The sequence below is a fragment of the Bacteroidota bacterium genome (assembly GCA_036522515.1).
Taxonomy (GTDB): Bacteria; Bacteroidota; Ignavibacteria; order UBA10030; family SZUA-254; genus VBOC01.
Genome location: DATDFQ010000058.1, coordinates 1 through 17,169 on the forward strand (window position 1 = coordinate 1; position 17,169 = coordinate 17,169).

The following is a 17,169-nucleotide window of genomic DNA, read 5'->3' on the forward strand; positions in this document are numbered from 1 at the left end:
ACTACAAATATAATACACTAACGAGCTTTTGCGAGGGGCACAGATAGATTTTTTTCTCGCATGATCTCACGCTCGGAGCCCCTTCGACGGAGGAACATCCGGAGGGGTTTTCACACAGTCTGAGAGCGTGGGAACGAGAAACCTTCAGGTTCGGTAGCCGCAAGCTTTAGCTTGCGGGCTTTTCTAGCGTATAAAGAACAAAAACCAAACCAGCGCAAAGACCGGGAGCAGCACCGGCAGCGAATACCGGAGGATGTAGGTGGAGAAGGCGGGACATTCTGCCCCCATCTGTTCGGAGATCGACTTCACCATGAAGTTGGGCCCGTTGCCGATATAGGTCACCGCCCCGAAAAAGACCGACCCGATCGAGATGGCCTTGAGATAAAGGGCCTGGTTTGCGATCAGAAACGAGACCTTGATCAACTCCGGTGAAACGGTCCCCGCCGCCACAAGATCGGCGTGGTAACGCTCGAGCACCCCAAAGGTCATTCGCGCCTGATCCGCGGTCGCTCCCCCAAGGGCCGCCGCGTCCCCCCCGTGCCTCGCCACCAGGAGCTGCACTTGCGCAACCATATTCTGGTCGACGAAAAGGCCGATCGCAGCACTCAGGAAACTCCGGTACGCCGGCGCGTTGTCGAGCACGCCCGAAAGGATTCCGGACCCCCAGTAGAACTGGCCGGGGCTCGCGATCCCGACGTGAGCCGCGTTCATTTCGAGCCAGTCAAGAGCCGGCACCATGGTCGCGAAGATTCCGAAGAAGAGAATCGCCACCTCCTTCATCGGCCTGAAATTGAACTCGTTCGCCCTGTGTACTTCCTTCTTCGTCGTAACGTACGAAGCCGCCGCAGCCGTGATCATCAGCCCCTCCCGCAGGAGCCTCGGGTGCTCGACGAATACCGACAGGACAATCACGCAGACGAACAGGAAATTGTGCGTCCCCGCGGTCCCGGCCTCCTCATGGCGTCCATCCCTTTCCGCCGCAGGCCCGATCCTCCGGAAGTTGACCGTATCCACGGCGTAAAACACGAGCGCAAGAAGCGCGACAGCGACCGCCCAGATCGGCCAGGTGTTTTCCAGCACCCAGAAAAATGGAACGCCGCTCAAGTATCCGAGGAAGAGGGGCGGATCACCGATCGGCGAAAGCGCTCCGCCGATGTTGGCGACGAGAAAGATGAAGAACACGATGTGATACCCCCGGAGGCGGCGCCTGTTCGATCGAATGAAGGGCCTGATCAGGATCATCGAAGCGCCTGTCGTCCCCAGAACGCTCGATGCCAGCGCGCCGGCGGAGAGCAAGAGGGTGTTCGAAAGGGGTGTCGAATCCCCCCGGATCCGGAGATGGATCCCTCCCGCCGCCACGAAGAGCGAGCCGATCAGCACGATGAAACTGAAGTAGTCCATGCCGGTCGCGGCCATGCGATCCGGGTTTCGAAGGACGACCAGATAGTAGAGAATGGTGACGCATCCCAGGCCTGCCGATACCAAAGGATATCTCTTTTCCCACCAGATCCGGCGCAGAAAGGGCATGACCGCGATCAAGAGGAGAAGGAGCAGAAACGGAATGAGCATGAAGGGAGAGACGGACGCCGCTCCGTTTTCCGCGCAGGCAGGTGCGGGGGCGCCAAAGAGCAGGGCAGCTACCGCCGGGAGTGAGCTCCTGCGGAGCCTGAGTTTCATTTGGGCGCCGGCACCGACTCGCCCGGCCGGCCGGCGGCCACCGTGCTGCGGTCGTGCGGTTGCACCGTCGAGATGATCTGCCTCGAAGAGGCGGCAGTCTTTGCCAGAAACGGGGCGGGATAGACTCCGATCCAGACGATCAACGCGAGGACCGGAAGGAGGAGCGCGATTTCGCGTTTCGAGAGGTCGCGGAGGCCGCGGTTCGCCGGATTTGTAACGGCGCCGAACATGACCCGCTGGTACATGGTGAGGAGATAGACCGCCGCCAGGATGACGCCTGTGGCGGCGACGATCGTATACCAGGGGGAAAGGTAGGCGGAGCGGAACGATCCGAGCAGGATGAGGAACTCGCCCACAAACCCGTTCAGGCCCGGAAGCCCGATCGAGGAAAGCATCACGATCATGAACGCGGTGGCGAAGAGCGGCATCACCTTCGCGAGGCCTCCGAACTCGGAGATGGTCCGTGTATGCCGCCTTTCGTAGATCATCCCGACGATGAGGAAGAGCGCTCCGGTCGAGAGCCCGTGGTTCACCATCTGGAGAATGCTCCCCTGGACCCCCTCCTCCGTGAAGGAAAAGATTCCCAGCGCGACGAAACCCAGATGGCTGACCGAAGAGTAGGCGACGAGTTTCTTCATGTCCGTCTGAACCACCGAGAGCAGCGCCCCATAGACGATCCCGATGACGGCGAGAGTCGCGACGACAGGCGTGAACGCGACCGCCGCCTGTGGAAAGAGCGGAAGGCAAAACCGCAGGAAACCGTACGCCCCCATCTTGAGGAGCACGCCAGCAAGCAATACGCTCCCCGCCGTGGGGGCCTCCACGTGGGCGTCGGGAAGCCAGGTATGGAACGGGAAGAGCGGAATCTTGATCGCAAAACTGAGCGCGAACGCGAGGAACATCCATGATTGGATGTGGAACGGTATCCCGGGCCCGACCGTATAGAGGACGGAGAGATCGGTGGTGAATTTCCCTCCCGGCGCCAGGGACGCCTCAACCCCGAGCACCACGATCGCGACGAGCATCAGCATGCTTCCCGCCATCGTGTAGAGGAAGAATTTGAACGCAGCGTAAACCTTTCTCTCTCCCCCCCAGATGCCGATGAGGAAATACATCGGGACGAGCATCGCTTCCCAGAATATATAAAAGAGGAAGAGATCGAGCGCGCAGAAGACTCCGATCATTCCCGTCTCGAGGAGAAGCAGCATGAACGTGTACTCTTTGACCCGGGCCTGCCCGGTGCGGCTTGAAATGGATTCCCAGGAGGAGAGCATCGCGACAGGGACGAGAAACGCCGTGAGGAGAACGAGCATGAGCGAGAGTCCGTCGATCCCGATGGAGAATGAAACGTTCAGACCGGGGATCCAGAGGACCCGGCTCGCATATTGCATCCCGGAGGCCGCCGTATCGAATTTGACGTAGAGGACCAGGGCGAGGACCAGGGTGGCCGCACTCACCGCGAATCCCAGGGCTTTGATCAGCCCCTCGCGTTGCCGCGGCACGAAGAGCAGGAGCAGGCCTCCGATGAGCGGGAGAAGTATGACGGTCGTGAGCGCCATTCAGGATTCCAGGATCTGTCTCATCGCAGGGCCAGGAGTGCGAGGATCAGAATGATCCCCATCACGAAGGCGAGGGCATAGCTTTGCGCGACTCCCGTCTGGAGTCGGCGCGCTCCGTTGGCGCATGCGGCGACCAGGCGCCCGGCGCCGTTCACAACCCCGTCGATCAATCCGGTATCGACTCCTTTGGAGAGAATGGAGCGTGACGCCCGCTCGACCGGGATCACCACACCCCCCTCGTAAAGCTCGTCGACGTAATACTTATGGAGCGTGAGCGTATAGAGGGGGCCGAACAAGGCCGCCGCCCTCGCTGCAAGTCCGGTCCCTCTCCTGTAGAAAAGATACGCGCAATAAATTCCCCCGGCGGCAATTCCGACCGAAGCGACCATGAGGAGGTATTCGGTGGAAAGGCCGGCCTCACCCGCGGAGGCGATCCGCGCATTCGCCTTCTCAAAGACGGGCTCAAGCCATCGTTCCAGCCACTCTCCCCCGCCGAGGCTCGCGGGGATTCCGGCAACTCCGCCGATGGCGGAAAGGAGCGCGAGGACCCCGAGGGGAACGGTCATCACTCCGGGCATTTCGTGCGGGTGCTTGCCGGGCGACCAGCGCGACGATCCTTCGAAGGTCAGATTAAAGAGCCGGAAGATGTAGAAGGCGGTTAATCCGGCGGTCAGCCATCCGACCAGCCAGAAGACCGCCCCGCCGCCCGAGAAGGCGTGCAGAAGAATGGCGTCCTTGCTGAAAAAGCCCGAGAGAGGCGGAATTCCCGCGATCGCCAGCGCCCCGATCAGGAATGTACGGCGGGTGACAGGCATCGCCTCTTTCAGCCCCCCCATCTTCTGTATGTCCTGTTCTCCCTTCATGGCGTGTATCACGGCACCGGCCCCGAGGAAGAGAAGCGCCTTAAAGAACGCATGAGTCATCAGGTGGAAAATGCCGGAACTGAATGCCCCCACGCCGAGCGCAAGGAACATATACCCGAGCTGGCTTATGGTGGAGTAGGCGAGGACCTTCTTGATGTCGTTCTGCACAAGCCCGATGGTGGCCGCGAAGATCGCAGTCAGGAGGCCGACGGCAGCGACGATGTGCATCGTCGCGGGGGAAAGAGCGTAGAGAATCGAGCAGCGGGCGATCATGTAGACGCCCGCCGTGACCATCGTGGCGGCATGAATCAGGGCGCTCACCGGAGTCGGTCCCGCCATCGCATCGGGGAGCCAGACATAGAGCGGTATCTGGGCGGACTTTCCGGTCGCCCCGACAAACAACAAGAGCGTGATCCAGAATATGGTCGATTCGCCGGCGGGTGTCACGGCCGCCGCCCGCGGAAAGACCTCGCCGAAGGAAATGCTCCCGAACGATTTGAAGATCAATAAGATCGCCAGAAGGAACCCGAAGTCGCCGATCCGGTTGACGATGAACGCCTTTCTCGCGGCGTCGCTCGTGGTGGAGGTCCCGGGGGGGTACCCTCCCGTCTCGAAGGGCCGGTCGTGCCAGAAACCGATCAGCAAATAGGAGCAGAGCCCCACGCCTTCCCACCCGAGAAACATCAGGAGGAAATTATCCGCGAGGACCAGGTTGAGCATCATGAAAATGAAGAGGTTCAGGTACGCGAAAAACCTCCAGAAGCCCGGGTCGCCGTGCATGTATCCGATCGAATAAAGATGGATCAGGAATCCGACGCCGGTGATAATCAGGCAGAGGATGATCGAGAGCTGGTCGATCCGGTACGCCGCGGAGACGGACAGGTTCCCCGCCGCGATCCATTGAAACAGGGTGACCGAAAGCGGGCGGGTCTCCGCGGGCGAACCGAGCATCCCGGCGAAGATGGAAGCCGAAAGGAGGAACGAGAGCCCGACCGCGCCGCTCCCGATGAGCCCGCTCAGGCGCTCGGAATTGATTTTCTTTCCGAGGACGCCGTTGAGCAGAAAACCGGCGAGCGGAACAAGGACGATATAGCCGATGAGGTTCACCATTTCATGATGTTGATCTCGTCGATATTCACCGTCTGCTTGTTGCGGAAGAGCGCGATGACGATCGCGAGTCCCACGGCCGCTTCGGCCGCGGCGACGGCCATCACGAAGAAGACGAACACCTGGCCGCGGGGATCGCCGAGGAAGCTGGAGAACGCCACCAGCGTCAGGTTTACCGAGTTGAGCATCAACTCGATGCTGATGAACACGATGATCGCGTTCCGCCGGATGAGAACTCCCAGCATTCCGATCGTGAACAGGATGGCGCTCAGGACCAGGTAGTGGGAGAGCGGGATATGGAGTTCACCCATGGTCAGCCCGGTTTTTTCTTGGCCAGCACAATCACCCCCACCATCGCCGCGAGGAGCAGGATCGAGGTGATTTCAAACGGCAGCAGGTAACCGGTGTACAGAACGGCGCCCACCGATTCGACGGTCCCCATGCCCGCGGCCCGGTCCGACTGAGCCGGGGCGCTCTGCAGATGGAGGACCCCCGCCCCGATCAGGATCTCCGCCAGGACCGCCGCCGCGAGGGCGATGGCGCCCAGTTTCGCGACCCCCGGCTTCACCGCCGTTCGCGTTTCATCCCCCAGGTTGAGCAGCATGATGACGAACAGGAAGAGCACCATGATCGCGCCCGCATAGACGATGATCTGTATGACCGCGATAAACTGGGCCTGGAGAGTCAGGTAGAGGACCGCGAGGCAGAAAAAATTGACGATCAGGAACAGGACGCTTTTGATGGGATTCGCCCGCGTGACGACGAGCAGGCCGGAGACCACGGCGAGACCTGCCACGAGGAAGAAAAAGAGAGTTTCGGTGTTCATGCCGGAGCAATTCGCGTTCGCAAAATGTGACCCAAGATAGAAAAAACCGGGATAAGTATCAACGGGAGCGCATCAACTTCAGGAGTTCTCCCACTGACGGGCGCTTCCCGTAGAGGAGCATCGTCGTACGGAAAATCTTCCCCGCCAGCCACATCGCCCCCGCCGCGGAGGCCGCCAGGAGGATCATCGTCGACGCCAGTTCCGCGGGAGGCGGCATCTCGATCGGTATCCTCAGCGCCATCATCGAGGGGGTAAGAAGGGGAATGAACGACAGGACCCTGATCATCGTGGAATGGGGATTCTGAACGACCATGAAGGCCACCGCGATCGGGATGACGAGGATCAAGACGAGATAGCTCGTGATCTGCTGCGCCTCCTGTTCCGTCGAGACCGGCGCTCCGGCGGCGACGAAGATCGACGCGTAGAGCAGATAGCCGAGAGCGAAGTAGCAGGCGAGAATCAGGGCGCTTCCCAGCGGGATCAGGGTGATCGCATACCTGGCGCTGACGGAGAGGCCGATGACGACCCAGAACGACATCTGCGTTAGCCCGAGCGCGCTCAGCCCCAGGATTTTGCCGGTCATCAGGTCCCGGGAGGAACACGACGAGAGGAGAAGCTCCACGACCCGGTTTGATTTCTCCTCCAGGATGCTGCGAACAAGAAGCTGCCCGGAGGTCATGACAAGGAAAAACAACATCATCATGAAGACGTAGGCACGGAAGAACACCTGTGTAAACCCCGATTCCTCGGCCTCCCCCGTTTTCGAGAGCTTGATGGTCTTCAGTTCGATCGGGGCGGTCAATTCCTTGACCACCGACGGGTCGAGGCCGCGCGAGCGGAGCTTGCGCTCGGTGACGATCTCCCTGACCGCCCCCGTCAGGCGTTCGGTGGTCTTGAAGTTCCCGATGTTTCCGGAGCGGTATTCGAGGACCGTGTCGTTCATGACCGTGGCGGGGATGATCACATACCCTTCGATCTCTTCGCCGGTCGCAAGCGAGTCCGCCCCATGAATCGTCGCGGGGAGGCCGCCCGGACCGTCGACCGGAATATCGCGGATGAGGTAATTGGGCTGGCCGTCCGGAAGCTTGTACCGGTCGACGAGCGCACGGGAGAGGGCGCCGGTGAAACTGCCCGATTGATCCACCACCCCGATGGTACGGGTCTCCGTATCGCCCCGGGTTGCGAGCACGCTCGGAAGGAACGCGACCGTGAACATGATCACCGGCATGAGAAAGAGCGAAAGAATGAACGCCTTGGACTTGATCCGTTCGAGATACTCCCATCGTGCGACCGAAAGGGCCTTGGTCATGGGAGCGGGTTCCTTCCCACCGGTTGCTCGTTGCCCGATCCCACCGCGCCGAGGAAGATGGCGTTCAGCGAGGGCGATGTGACCTCGAATTTCGAGAGATCGAGCCGCTCCGCCAATTCCCGGACGATCGCGGGGAGGCGTTCGTGGTCCCGCAACTCGATCTCGGCGAAATTCTCGTAGAGGTGGACCGATTTGACCCACTCGAGCGACGGGATGAACGACCCGTCTCCGGTGAATTCGATCAGCAGGGTGTTTTTCCCGTACCGGTTCTTCACGTCGCCGAGCGCCCCCTCGAGCACCACCTTTCCCTTGTTGATGAGGCAGATCCGGTCGCATAGTTTCTCCGCCTGATCCATCTGGTGGGTCGAAAAAATGATCGCCTTCCCCTGCTGCTTCAACTCCATCAGGATGTCCTTGAGGACGATCTGATTCACGGGGTCGAGCCCGGAAAACGGCTCGTCGAGGATGACCAGCTGCGGCTGGTGGATGATCGAGATGATAAACTGCACCTTCTGCTGGTTTCCTTTCGACAGCTCCTCCACCCTCCTGTCGAAGGCGGTGAGGAGATCGAATCGCTTCAGCCAATCATAGGCCCTTCGCTTCGCCTCGGCGGGCTCGACGCGCTTCAAACGGGCGAAGTAGAGAATGGTGTTCAGCACCTTGCTCTTGCGGTAGAGGCCGCGTTCTTCGGGCAGGTATCCGACTCCGTCGCGCGTGGCTTCGGTGAATTCCCTGCCGTCGAACGTGATTCGTCCGGCATCGGGGGGGTTGATGTTCAGGATCATCCTGATCGTGGTGGTCTTGCCCGCGCCGTTTGGCCCGAGCAGACCGAGGATCTGGCCCCGCTCCACCGCCAGAGAAACATTATCGACCGCCAGGACGGTCGAGTATGCTTTTCTGACCCCGACAACGCTCAGCATCGGCCGGTCCTCAGGGGGTGAGCCGGTAGATCATCCGGGGAAAGGGAATCGTCTCCCGCACGTGGTCGAGCCCGCAAATCCAGGAGAGGGTCCTCTCGACCCCGAGGCCGAAACCGGAGTGCGGCACCGAACCGTATCTGCGGAGATCGAGATACCACTCGAAGGCCGATTGGGGAAGGTTATGTTCCTTGATTCTCCCGAGGAGGGTTTCGTAGTCGTCCTCCCTCTGGCTTCCGCCCACGATCTCGCCGTACCCCTCGGGGGCCAGCACGTCCATGGCAAGCGCGAGCTCAGAATTGAGCGGATCACGCTTCATGTAAAACGATTTTATCCTGGCCGGGTAGCGGTGGACGATGACCGGACGGTCAAATTGTTCCGAGATCACGGTTTCATCCGTTCCCCCGAAATCGGTACCCCACTCCACCTGCACGCCTTTCTTGTGGAGGATGTCGATGGCCTCGTCGTAGGTGATCCGGGGGAGCGGTTTCTTCACGCGTTCCAGATAGGACGTATTCCGCTCCAGCACCTTCAGCTCCTGGGAGCACTTTCCCAGCACCGCGGAAACGACATGTTCGAGGAACTCCTCCACCAGCGCCATGTTGTCGTTCAGGTCGTTGAACGCCACCTCCGGCTCGACCATCCAGAACTCCGTCAGATGCCGCCGGGTCTTCGATTTCTCCGCCCGGAACGTCGGACCGAACACGTACACCTTTCCAAGCGCCGCCGCCCCCGCCTCGCCGTAGAGCTGACCCGACTGCGTCAGGTAGGCCTTGCCGAGGTCAAAGTAATCGGTTTCGAACAGGGTGGTCGTTCCCTCGCAAGCGGCCGGAGTAAATATCGGGGCGTCGAGCAAAATAAACCCGCGCCCGTCGAAGAAGTCACGGATCGCCCGTATGAGGTGGTGCCGGACCCGGAGGATCGCGGTCTGGCGCTGCGAGCGAAGCCACAGGTGGCGGTGATCCATCAGGAAATCCACGCCGTGCTCCTTGGGCGTGATCGGGTACTCCTGGGCGATGTGAACCGGCTCCACCATGGAAAGGTCCATTTCGCATCCCCCGGGGGCCCTCGCGTCCATCTTGATCAAGCCCGTCACGATGACGGAGGACTCCTGCGTCAATTTGTCGAACACCCCGAACACTTCGTCGGTGACGGCGTTCTTCGCCATGACGCACTGAAGGATCCCGGTCCCGTCGCGAACGACCAAAAATCGAATTTTTCCGCTGGACCTCTTATGGTACAGCCAGCCGCGGATGGAAACGGTTTCTCCGGCGTGCCGGGGAAGATCCTCAATGGAAATGCGTGACATATGGGGTGCTCTCAGGATAAAATGATATTTAAATGGGTGGCCGCAACATTCAGGCTGCGGGCCGGTTCACGCGGGCTGAAGCCCGCGCCTACCGATCCCTCGCGGAGACGATCCTCTCCAGCTCCGACACCACCAGCCGGGGATTGTCGTCGAGGAAGTGTCTCGAGAATCGCCGCGCGCGGCGCACCTCGTTCTCATCGATGGTTGCGAAGACCAGATCTTCTTCGAACAATTTCGCCTGGACGGAAATCTCGCCGTTGGGGGCGACCACCTCTGACCCGCCCCAGAAGTTCACCCCGTCCTCAATCCCGACGCGGTTGCAGAAGACCACGTAGGAGCTCAGCAACCTCGCGTACGCCTTGTGCTGTTCGGTGTTGACCCGCGCGTTCGCGATCCGCTCCCCTTCTCCCGCGAGCCGGGTGGGACTCGCGGCAATGCCGATGATGACCTGCGCGCCTGCCTGGGCCAGCAGATACGGCAGCGGCAGGTGCCAGAGGTCCTCGCAGATCAGGACTCCGAGCCTGCCCAGGATGGAATCGAACGCCCGCACCGAATCCCCCGGACTGAAGTACCTGAGCTCCTCGAACATGCCGTAGGCCGGCGGGTAGACTTTCCGGTGAACCGATCGCACCGTCTGCCGCTCGAAGAACAGCGCGGAATTGTGGATCCCGAATCCGGCCGTCTCCTCGACGCATCCCAGAAGAATGGAAATATCCGAGCTCGCCCTGATGATATCGCGGAGCGGGTGGGCGTCCTGGCTGCCGGCTCCGGGGGCTGCGATCGCGACGTCCCAGTTGCTGTCCTTCAGGGAGTACCCTGTCAGGCTCAGCTCCGGAAACACCACGAGGTCGGCGCCGCCCTCGCGCGCCCTCGCGATAAACTCGAGGTGGTGCTGCACGTTCTTTTTGAGATCGGCAAGGACGTTGTCCACCTGCGCGAGCGCCAGCGTAAACTTCATCGGATTCCCCCGGCCGGGGTCGTCTGGAGGCCTCCGCGCATCAGGAGAGATCGATCATCCGGATGTCCTTGATGTACTTGATCGTCCTGTCGACCTTGAGGGAGCGGAGCTTTTCCAGCTTGTCGGCGATCCTCGCGACGTTCTCCTCGATGATTTTCACGAAGTTTTTCTGGATTTCCGGCGGAAGCACCGCCCTGAGGCTGCCGGAAGTCCGCTTCATCTCAACGAGCGGGGTCTCGAAATCCTTGATGACGCGGGCGAGGGTCTCGTGAATCGCCTGGAGCCTCTGCCGGCTGATCTCGATTCCCATCAGCTGGTCCTTCAGGCGGCGTTTTTCAATCACGCTCAGGACCGTTTTGGGCAGCACCGGCGAGCTGATCTCCTCCTTGACGAGGTAATCGTCGATTCCAACCTTCATGACGTCGACGGCGAGATCAAAGTCCTTGTTGACGGTCAGGAACACGACCGGCGTCGTGATGTTCTTCTTCCGCATCTCTTTGGTGATCTCGAGGCCGTTTTTGCCCGGAAGAAAGTAATCCATCAGGACGATATCGATCTCCTGGTTGGTCTCGAGCTCCGCGATCGCCTCGGCGTGATTTTCCTTCCATACGACCGAAAATGCGTCCTTGTCAAACCGGCGAAGGTAGACCTGCACCAGCTTGGCGAAATCCTTATTGTCTTCGACAAGGAGTATGTTGATTTTCTTTTCGTCCAAGGTTCTCTCCTAGCAAATGATGGAACAACCCTAGCCATCTGTCATCCTGAGGGAGCGCAGCGCCTTCTTGTCATCCTGAGGGAGCGGAGCGACCGAAGGATCTGCGGCGTCTCCCGGCAAGATCCTTCGCTGCGCTCAGGATGACAACTTTGAGCTCAGGATGACAGGCGCGCTATGTCCCGGTGATGCCGGACGCGGGGAATGACAAATAAAACGTCGAGCCCTTCCCCAGTTCAGATTCGACCCAGACCCTTCCGCCGTGCCTCTCCATGATCTTCTTGACGATCGCGAGGCCGGCGCCGCTCCCCTCGTACAGCTCGCGGGGATGCAGACGTTGAAAGATGACGAAAATCTTTTCGAAGAACTCCGGCTCGATCCCGATCCCGTTGTCCCTGACGCTGAAAAGATATGAATTATTTTCGCCATTGTGAAATCCGATTTCGACGACCGGATCGGGCCGGTCGGTGAACTTGACCGCGTTGCCGATCAGGTTCCGGAACAGGACTTTGAGCTGCGTCTCGTTTCCGTACACGCTCGGGAGGTCCGCCGGGACGATCATCCGGACCTTCTTCTGACGGATCGTGAACTCCATGTCCGCCGTGATCTCGTCGATCAGGGACTTCACCTGGACCATCTTGAACGCCTCCATCGGCCGGCTCATCCGGGAGAGCATCAGCAGGTCGTCGATCAGGCCTTTCATTCTGGTCGAAGCCGCGACGATGGAATCGAGATATTCCCTTCCCTCCGCTTGTATGACGCCGCCGTAATCCGACTGGAGGATCCGGCTGAACCCTTCGACGCTGATCAGCGGCTCCTTCAGATCGTGCGATACAACGTAGGTGAAATCATCCAGCTCCTTGTTCCGCTGTTGAATCTCGTGGGAGATCCTGATCGTTTCCTCGTAAAGCTTTCCCTTTTCGAGCGCGATCGCGGTGAGGCTCGCTACGCTCTCAAGCACCCGGGCCTGCGCGTCGGTGATCTGGCCTCCCGCAGCGGAGGTGATCGACATGATCCCCATGATGGCCTCCTTGGAGAGCATCGGGACGTTGATCGACCTGCCCGAGTGATCGCGGTAGGAGCTCTTCGTGGAAAGGACCGACCATTTCGCGCTGTCGAGCCGGACCGGAGCGGGTGGGGCGATCTCGGTCATGACGATCCGTTCGCCCTCCGCGACCCTGACGCGAAACGCGGGGCGGCTTGTCTCGGTGGAAGGGTCGTAGAAATCGATCCGGAACTCCTCGTAGGGAACGATCCGCTCGCTGCTCTCGCACACGGCAAGAAAGATCTGGTCGATGTCCAGAGTCGAGGTAAGCTCCTGGCTCAGCTCGTAGAGAGCCGTCAGGCGGTCGATCTGCTCGCGCAACTGGGCGTAGAGCCGTGCGTTCTCGATGGCCGCTCCGAGCTGATTTCCCACGAGGGAGAGGAGGCGGCGCTCCTGTTCGGGAAATCCGTGCGGTTGCCGGTACAGGAGATTGAGGGCCCCCTGCGCGACCTCCTTCGAGGCCAGCGGAATAATCGCCATCGCATCCAGGCCCGTGGCTCGAAGCAACTCCCTGTTCTTCGGAATGACCCGCTGATCCTGATACGCCTTCTCGGAGATGTACGTGGGCGTGTTGCGCTCGACGGCCTTGCCGGTGACCGAGTCGGAGGGGGTAAGCCGCGAGATCGACGGGACAACCGACTCGTCGAAGCCCGACTGCTTCACCAGCAGGAGATCGGTCCCTTCGGTCTCCCTGAGATAGACGAGCGCGACATCCGCCTCCATCGCCTTCTTGAGGAGGGGAACCGCGCCTTCCAGTATGTCCTCGATCCGGAGCGAGGTGCTGGCGAGCGCAGAAATCTCATTCAGAGCCAGGAGCTGCTCGTTGTTCCGCTTGAGCACCTCCTCGGCGTGCTTGACCTCCGTGATGTCCACGTGCGCGAACACAAGCCCGGTGATGCGCTGGCCGATCAGCATCGGGTTGATCGTAAGCTGGTAGACCCGATCCCGCGCCGGAAACCGGACGGTGTGCTCCTCGGAGAAAAACCGGATCGATCCTGCCAGCAATTGATCCACCACCGCCTGAATCTTGAGTTTCAGCGCGGGGTCGGGGAGGAAATCGAACAGGTTGGGGTTGACCCCGTCGGCCGGCGAATCCATTCCGCATTCACGGAGGTATTCATGCCATGCCTTGTTCCCTTCCCGTATCCTGCACTGTGGATCGACGGTGTAAACGATGCTGTCGATCGAATTGAGAAGCGTATGGACGTACGCGGCGTCGTCGCTCACCTGCCGGAACAGGTTCACCCGGTCGATGACACTGCCGAGCTCCTGGGCGAGGGGCTCGAGGATTCCCACGTGCTCCTCGGAGAAGGCGTACGGCTCCGAGCTCCCGATATTGAGGGCGCCGATCAGCTGTCCCTTCAGCCTGATGGGAATGGCGATCTGGGAGCGCAGCCCCTTCGCCAGCGACGCCATCTCCCGGAGCTTCGGATCGGCTGCAAGGTCATTCACCACGACGGGACGGTTTTCCCGGAGCGCGAACTGCGTGATGGTCTTCCCCAGGGGGATTGACGAACCCTTGAGCGAGGAGCGCGTGCCGGCGGCTGCGAACACCACCAGCGTGTCCGCGCGGTCCCCGACCAGGCCGATGTCGATCATGTCTGAGGCGAGTACGTCGTTGATCTCCTTCACCACCGCCGCGAAGACGACCTCAAAATTCATGGTTTGGTTCGCGGTTCCGATGACCCTGTTGATCATCTCGATCTGCTTGTTCCGGTGCTCAAGGTCCTTCGTGAGCCTGGCCCGCTCGGTGATGTCTCTCGCGATGTTCAGCATGGCGACCGGCTCGCCCATAGAATTTCTGAGAAGCGTCGTGCTCAGGCTTACCGAGATGGAGTGGCCGGCCTTCCCTTTCCATGTCATGTCGAAATCATGAAGCCAGTTCCGGTCCCTCAGGTTGGAGATCCACGTGACGTACCGCCCCATCTCCTCCTCGACCAGCCACGGGTACGGGAACGAGAGACCGAGGGCCTCCGCGCGGGGATAGCCGAGCAGCTCGACGAACGGCTTGTTCACCTGGAGAAGTTTCCCTTCGAGGTCGGTGATGATAAGGATGTCGGCCATCGTATCGATGATGTTCCGGAGGACCTGCTCCGATTCGCGCAGATCGGTCTCGAGTTTCTTCCGGAAGGTGACGTCGGTGACAATACCCATCAATCCCGTGACCGAGCCCGAGGCATCGCGGAGCGGCGAGAACGAGCCGCGGAGAATTCCCTTTTTCCCGGTCCGCGGAATTTCATACGATATCCCGTCCGACCTCACCGTCTGGCCTTCGAGCACCTGGGAGAGCAGAGAAGAGAGATCGCGGTCGTCGTATCCCGGGAGAGTCTCGGCGGCAGGCCTGCCCGCCACCTCCTCCGGGCTCAATCCGGTGATTTCCTCCATTCCCCGGTTCCATTGCAGGCACCGAAGCTGCCGGTCGTACGCGAACACCCCCTCTTCGATTTTGGAGACGATTTCATCCCTCCGGCGGGCATCCGCGCCGGCGCTCTCCTCGCGGAGCCGCTCATCCGTGATGTCGGTGATGATGCCCGAAGGACGAGCGTCCCCTTGTTCGCCCTCCTTCCCCTGTTTCATCGTGTCCCGCACCCACCGGTAGGAGGCCTTCCCCTTGGGACGGACCCGGTATTCCCTGACCGCGCTTGTGCCGTCGGAATGCCCGCGAATCGTGGCCTCCAAAAGCAGCTTCTTGTCGTCCGGATGGATGAGTGAGAGCCAGAGAGTCTTGTTCCGGTAAAACTCCCGTTGTGCATATCCCACAAGGCGTTCGACCCCGGGACTTATGAATTCAATCGAGCCTCCCGGAGATCCGATATAAAGGACGTCCGGGATGCCCGCAATGAGGGCTGCATACTCTTCCTCCCGGGCCTTGATCTCGTTGTAGATCATCGAGGTTTCAATCGAGGAGCCGAGCTGGTGCCCGATCGCCGAGAGGAGATCCGGAGAGTATCTCTCCTCCCGCTCTTCGCGCTTGGAGCAGAGGAGCAGGATCCCCACTAATCGTTCGCGGCTTACCAGAGGGATGAGGCAGATCGCTCCCACTCCGGCCTCTTTCCAGAGGGCCCGGAACGGGAGGTGGCTCGGATATTTTCTGATCTGGAAGAGATGAGGCGCCAGCGTCTTCGTGACAAATCCGCCCAGCCCGGTGTCGCGTTCGAGGGTATCGAGTGTCTTGAGAATCGTTGCGGGGAGGCCGCGGTGCGCGCTGATTTTTAATACCCCTGTCGCAGGGGGCGAGGCCGAGTAGAGGGCCCCCATTTGCCAGCCGAGAACATCCATGATATTGGCGAGGCTCGACCGGAGCATCTTCGGGATGTCCGCGGTGACCGCGCCCGAAGGAACAACCTCGCGCAGCAGCTTTTGTTCCTCAAGCCTTCGGCGCACCTCTTCCCCGGCCAGCGTTTCGCGCGTGATATCGCGCAAATAGACGAGGGTTCTCCCTTTGACATGCTTGAACGGAACGATCGCCGCTTCGATTTCGACCTTCCCCCCGTCCTTCCGGAGTCCTCGAAACCGGACGACTTTCAACGGCTCCCCTCCCAGGTCCTTCCGCGTGCCCCCCTCCTTCAGCCATGAGAGCTCCGGGTCTTCCTGAAACCGGGTGTATTCCTTCCCGACGATCTCCTCAACGGCTTCGTATCCGAATAGGTCTAGAAACGCACGGTTCACGTAGAAGTACTTTCCGTCCTCGATCATCGCGAGGGCCGCGGAGGTCCGTTCGACGAGCTCGCGGTTCTGCGCCTCGGAAGCCGCCAGCTTCCGAAGCTGATCATGCTCCCTTTCCATCTGCAACCGGGGGCCTGCGTCCCGGATAATGCCCAGATAGATACCGTGGTCGAGTTTCCCAGCGCTAAGCTCAACCTGAAGCGTCTTTCCATTTTTTCGGATCAGGTCGACGTCGACCCGCCCTTTCTTCTTCTTGCGGAACTCTGCCAGGAATCTCAGGAAACGGATGCGATGAGCGGGTGAGATCAGGGTTAACGGATTCAGAATGCGCAGTTCGTCTTCGGAATACCCCACCGCCCTCTCCAATTCCGCGTTCGCTTCGCGGTACCCCCCGTCGAGCGCGAAGAGGAACATCGCCTCCTGTGCCCTTCGGAAAACTTCCTGATACGCGCTTGTGGCGGGGAAGACGGATCCCTCCAGCGCCCTCATGCGGTTCCCCTGGGCTTCGTTCGGGATCGCCTCAACCGGCTCATCCGTGCGGGAGGGGGGCCTCGACAGATCCTTCGGCTCAAACCGGAACGGGATCGAGCCGCCGGGAAGATATTTACCCCTGAGCGCGATGAGAGAACAGAAGAGATCCTGCTTGTAGGTGTTGAAATCGAGGCATGCCGTGGCTGAGTCTTTGAGAAGACCGAGAGTATCCAGCCCCAACCCCGGCTTCAACGCGCTGGCGATGAGGACCGACCTCTGCTCCGATGCAATCTTCGAAAGAAGCCTGAATAATTCCACTACCCGACGCTCGCTCCGGAGAAGAGCCTTCCATGCCGAGAGGTCCTCGAGGACGATGTATCGTCCTTTCCCCCATTTTTTCACCGCGCGGCCGATCGCCCCGGGTGAAGATTGGGATTTCGGACCCGCAAAGGTGAGGGACTTCAAGCGGTAGGCGTTGCGCAATTCCTCGCAAGGAGAGTCGTCCGCAGCCAGGTAGAGGACAGGGATCTGCATGGAGGAGGAGTATTCGGAGAGGGGTTGAATCAGATCCCGCCGCTCTCCTTCCGAGGAGATCAGCGAGAGAAGCACATCCCCGGGTGTCACATTTCCGATGGCCTGATCGAGCCTAGGGAGCCCGGTGGAGAAAAACTTACGCGGCATGTCGGAAGAATCGAGCGCTGGTCATCTCTGCGTTAAATGTACCAAACTTTGAAGAGGGGGTCAACTCTG

General features: G+C 60.4%; 11 protein-coding genes. All 11 read right to left on the bottom strand.

The window, feature by feature from the left end:
- Positions 1 to 183: 183 nt before the first annotated feature.
- Positions 184 to 1,677, bottom strand: a complete 1,494-nt coding sequence (locus VI215_12545; GenBank protein HEY6193144.1) for a sodium:proton antiporter — start codon at positions 1,675 to 1,677, stop codon at positions 184 to 186.
- Positions 1,674 to 3,236, bottom strand: coding sequence for an NADH-quinone oxidoreductase subunit M (locus VI215_12550; GenBank protein ID HEY6193145.1), 1,563 nt, complete (start codon positions 3,234 to 3,236; stop codon positions 1,674 to 1,676). Before VI215_12550 ends, VI215_12545 begins: the two co-directional genes overlap by 4 nt.
- 20 nt (positions 3,237 to 3,256) lie before the next feature.
- Positions 3,257 to 5,209 carry an NADH-quinone oxidoreductase subunit L gene (nuoL, locus tag VI215_12555; GenBank protein ID HEY6193146.1) on the bottom strand — a complete coding sequence of 651 codons (1,953 nt, stop codon included), beginning with the start codon at positions 5,207 to 5,209 and terminating at the stop codon, positions 3,257 to 3,259.
- Entirely contained in the window at positions 5,203 to 5,517 is a 315-nt protein-coding gene (nuoK, locus tag VI215_12560; GenBank protein ID HEY6193147.1) for an NADH-quinone oxidoreductase subunit NuoK, read from the bottom strand. Before nuoK ends, nuoL begins: the two co-directional genes overlap by 7 nt.
- A 2-nt stretch (positions 5,518 to 5,519) precedes the next feature.
- Entirely contained in the window at positions 5,520 to 6,032 is a 513-nt protein-coding gene (locus VI215_12565; protein HEY6193148.1) for an NADH-quinone oxidoreductase subunit J, read from the bottom strand.
- A gap of 58 nt (positions 6,033 to 6,090) precedes the next feature.
- Positions 6,091 to 7,341 carry an ABC transporter permease gene (locus VI215_12570; protein HEY6193149.1) on the bottom strand — a complete coding sequence of 417 codons (1,251 nt, stop codon included), beginning with the start codon at positions 7,339 to 7,341 and terminating at the stop codon, positions 6,091 to 6,093.
- Positions 7,338 to 8,261 (bottom strand): ATP-binding cassette domain-containing protein, encoded by a 924-nt coding sequence (locus tag VI215_12575; GenBank protein HEY6193150.1) that lies wholly within the window; start codon positions 8,259 to 8,261, stop codon positions 7,338 to 7,340. The genes VI215_12570 and VI215_12575 overlap by 4 nt, the downstream gene beginning before the upstream one ends.
- 10 nt (positions 8,262 to 8,271) lie before the next feature.
- The gene (gene asnS, locus VI215_12580; protein ID HEY6193151.1) at positions 8,272 to 9,567 is read right to left on the bottom strand and encodes an asparagine--tRNA ligase; all 1,296 of its coding nucleotides are present in this window, start codon (positions 9,565 to 9,567) and stop codon (positions 8,272 to 8,274) included.
- 88 nt (positions 9,568 to 9,655) lie between these two features.
- Entirely contained in the window at positions 9,656 to 10,525 is an 870-nt protein-coding gene (locus tag VI215_12585; protein ID HEY6193152.1) for a nitrilase-related carbon-nitrogen hydrolase, read from the bottom strand.
- 40 nt (positions 10,526 to 10,565) lie between these two features.
- A complete protein-coding gene (locus VI215_12590) occupies positions 10,566 to 11,240 on the bottom strand; it encodes a response regulator (protein HEY6193153.1) in 675 nt (224 codons plus the stop codon).
- A gap of 172 nt (positions 11,241 to 11,412) precedes the next feature.
- The gene (locus VI215_12595) at positions 11,413 to 17,100 is read right to left on the bottom strand and encodes a PAS domain S-box protein (GenBank protein ID HEY6193154.1); all 5,688 of its coding nucleotides are present in this window, start codon (positions 17,098 to 17,100) and stop codon (positions 11,413 to 11,415) included.
- Positions 17,101 to 17,169 lie beyond the last annotated feature (69 nt).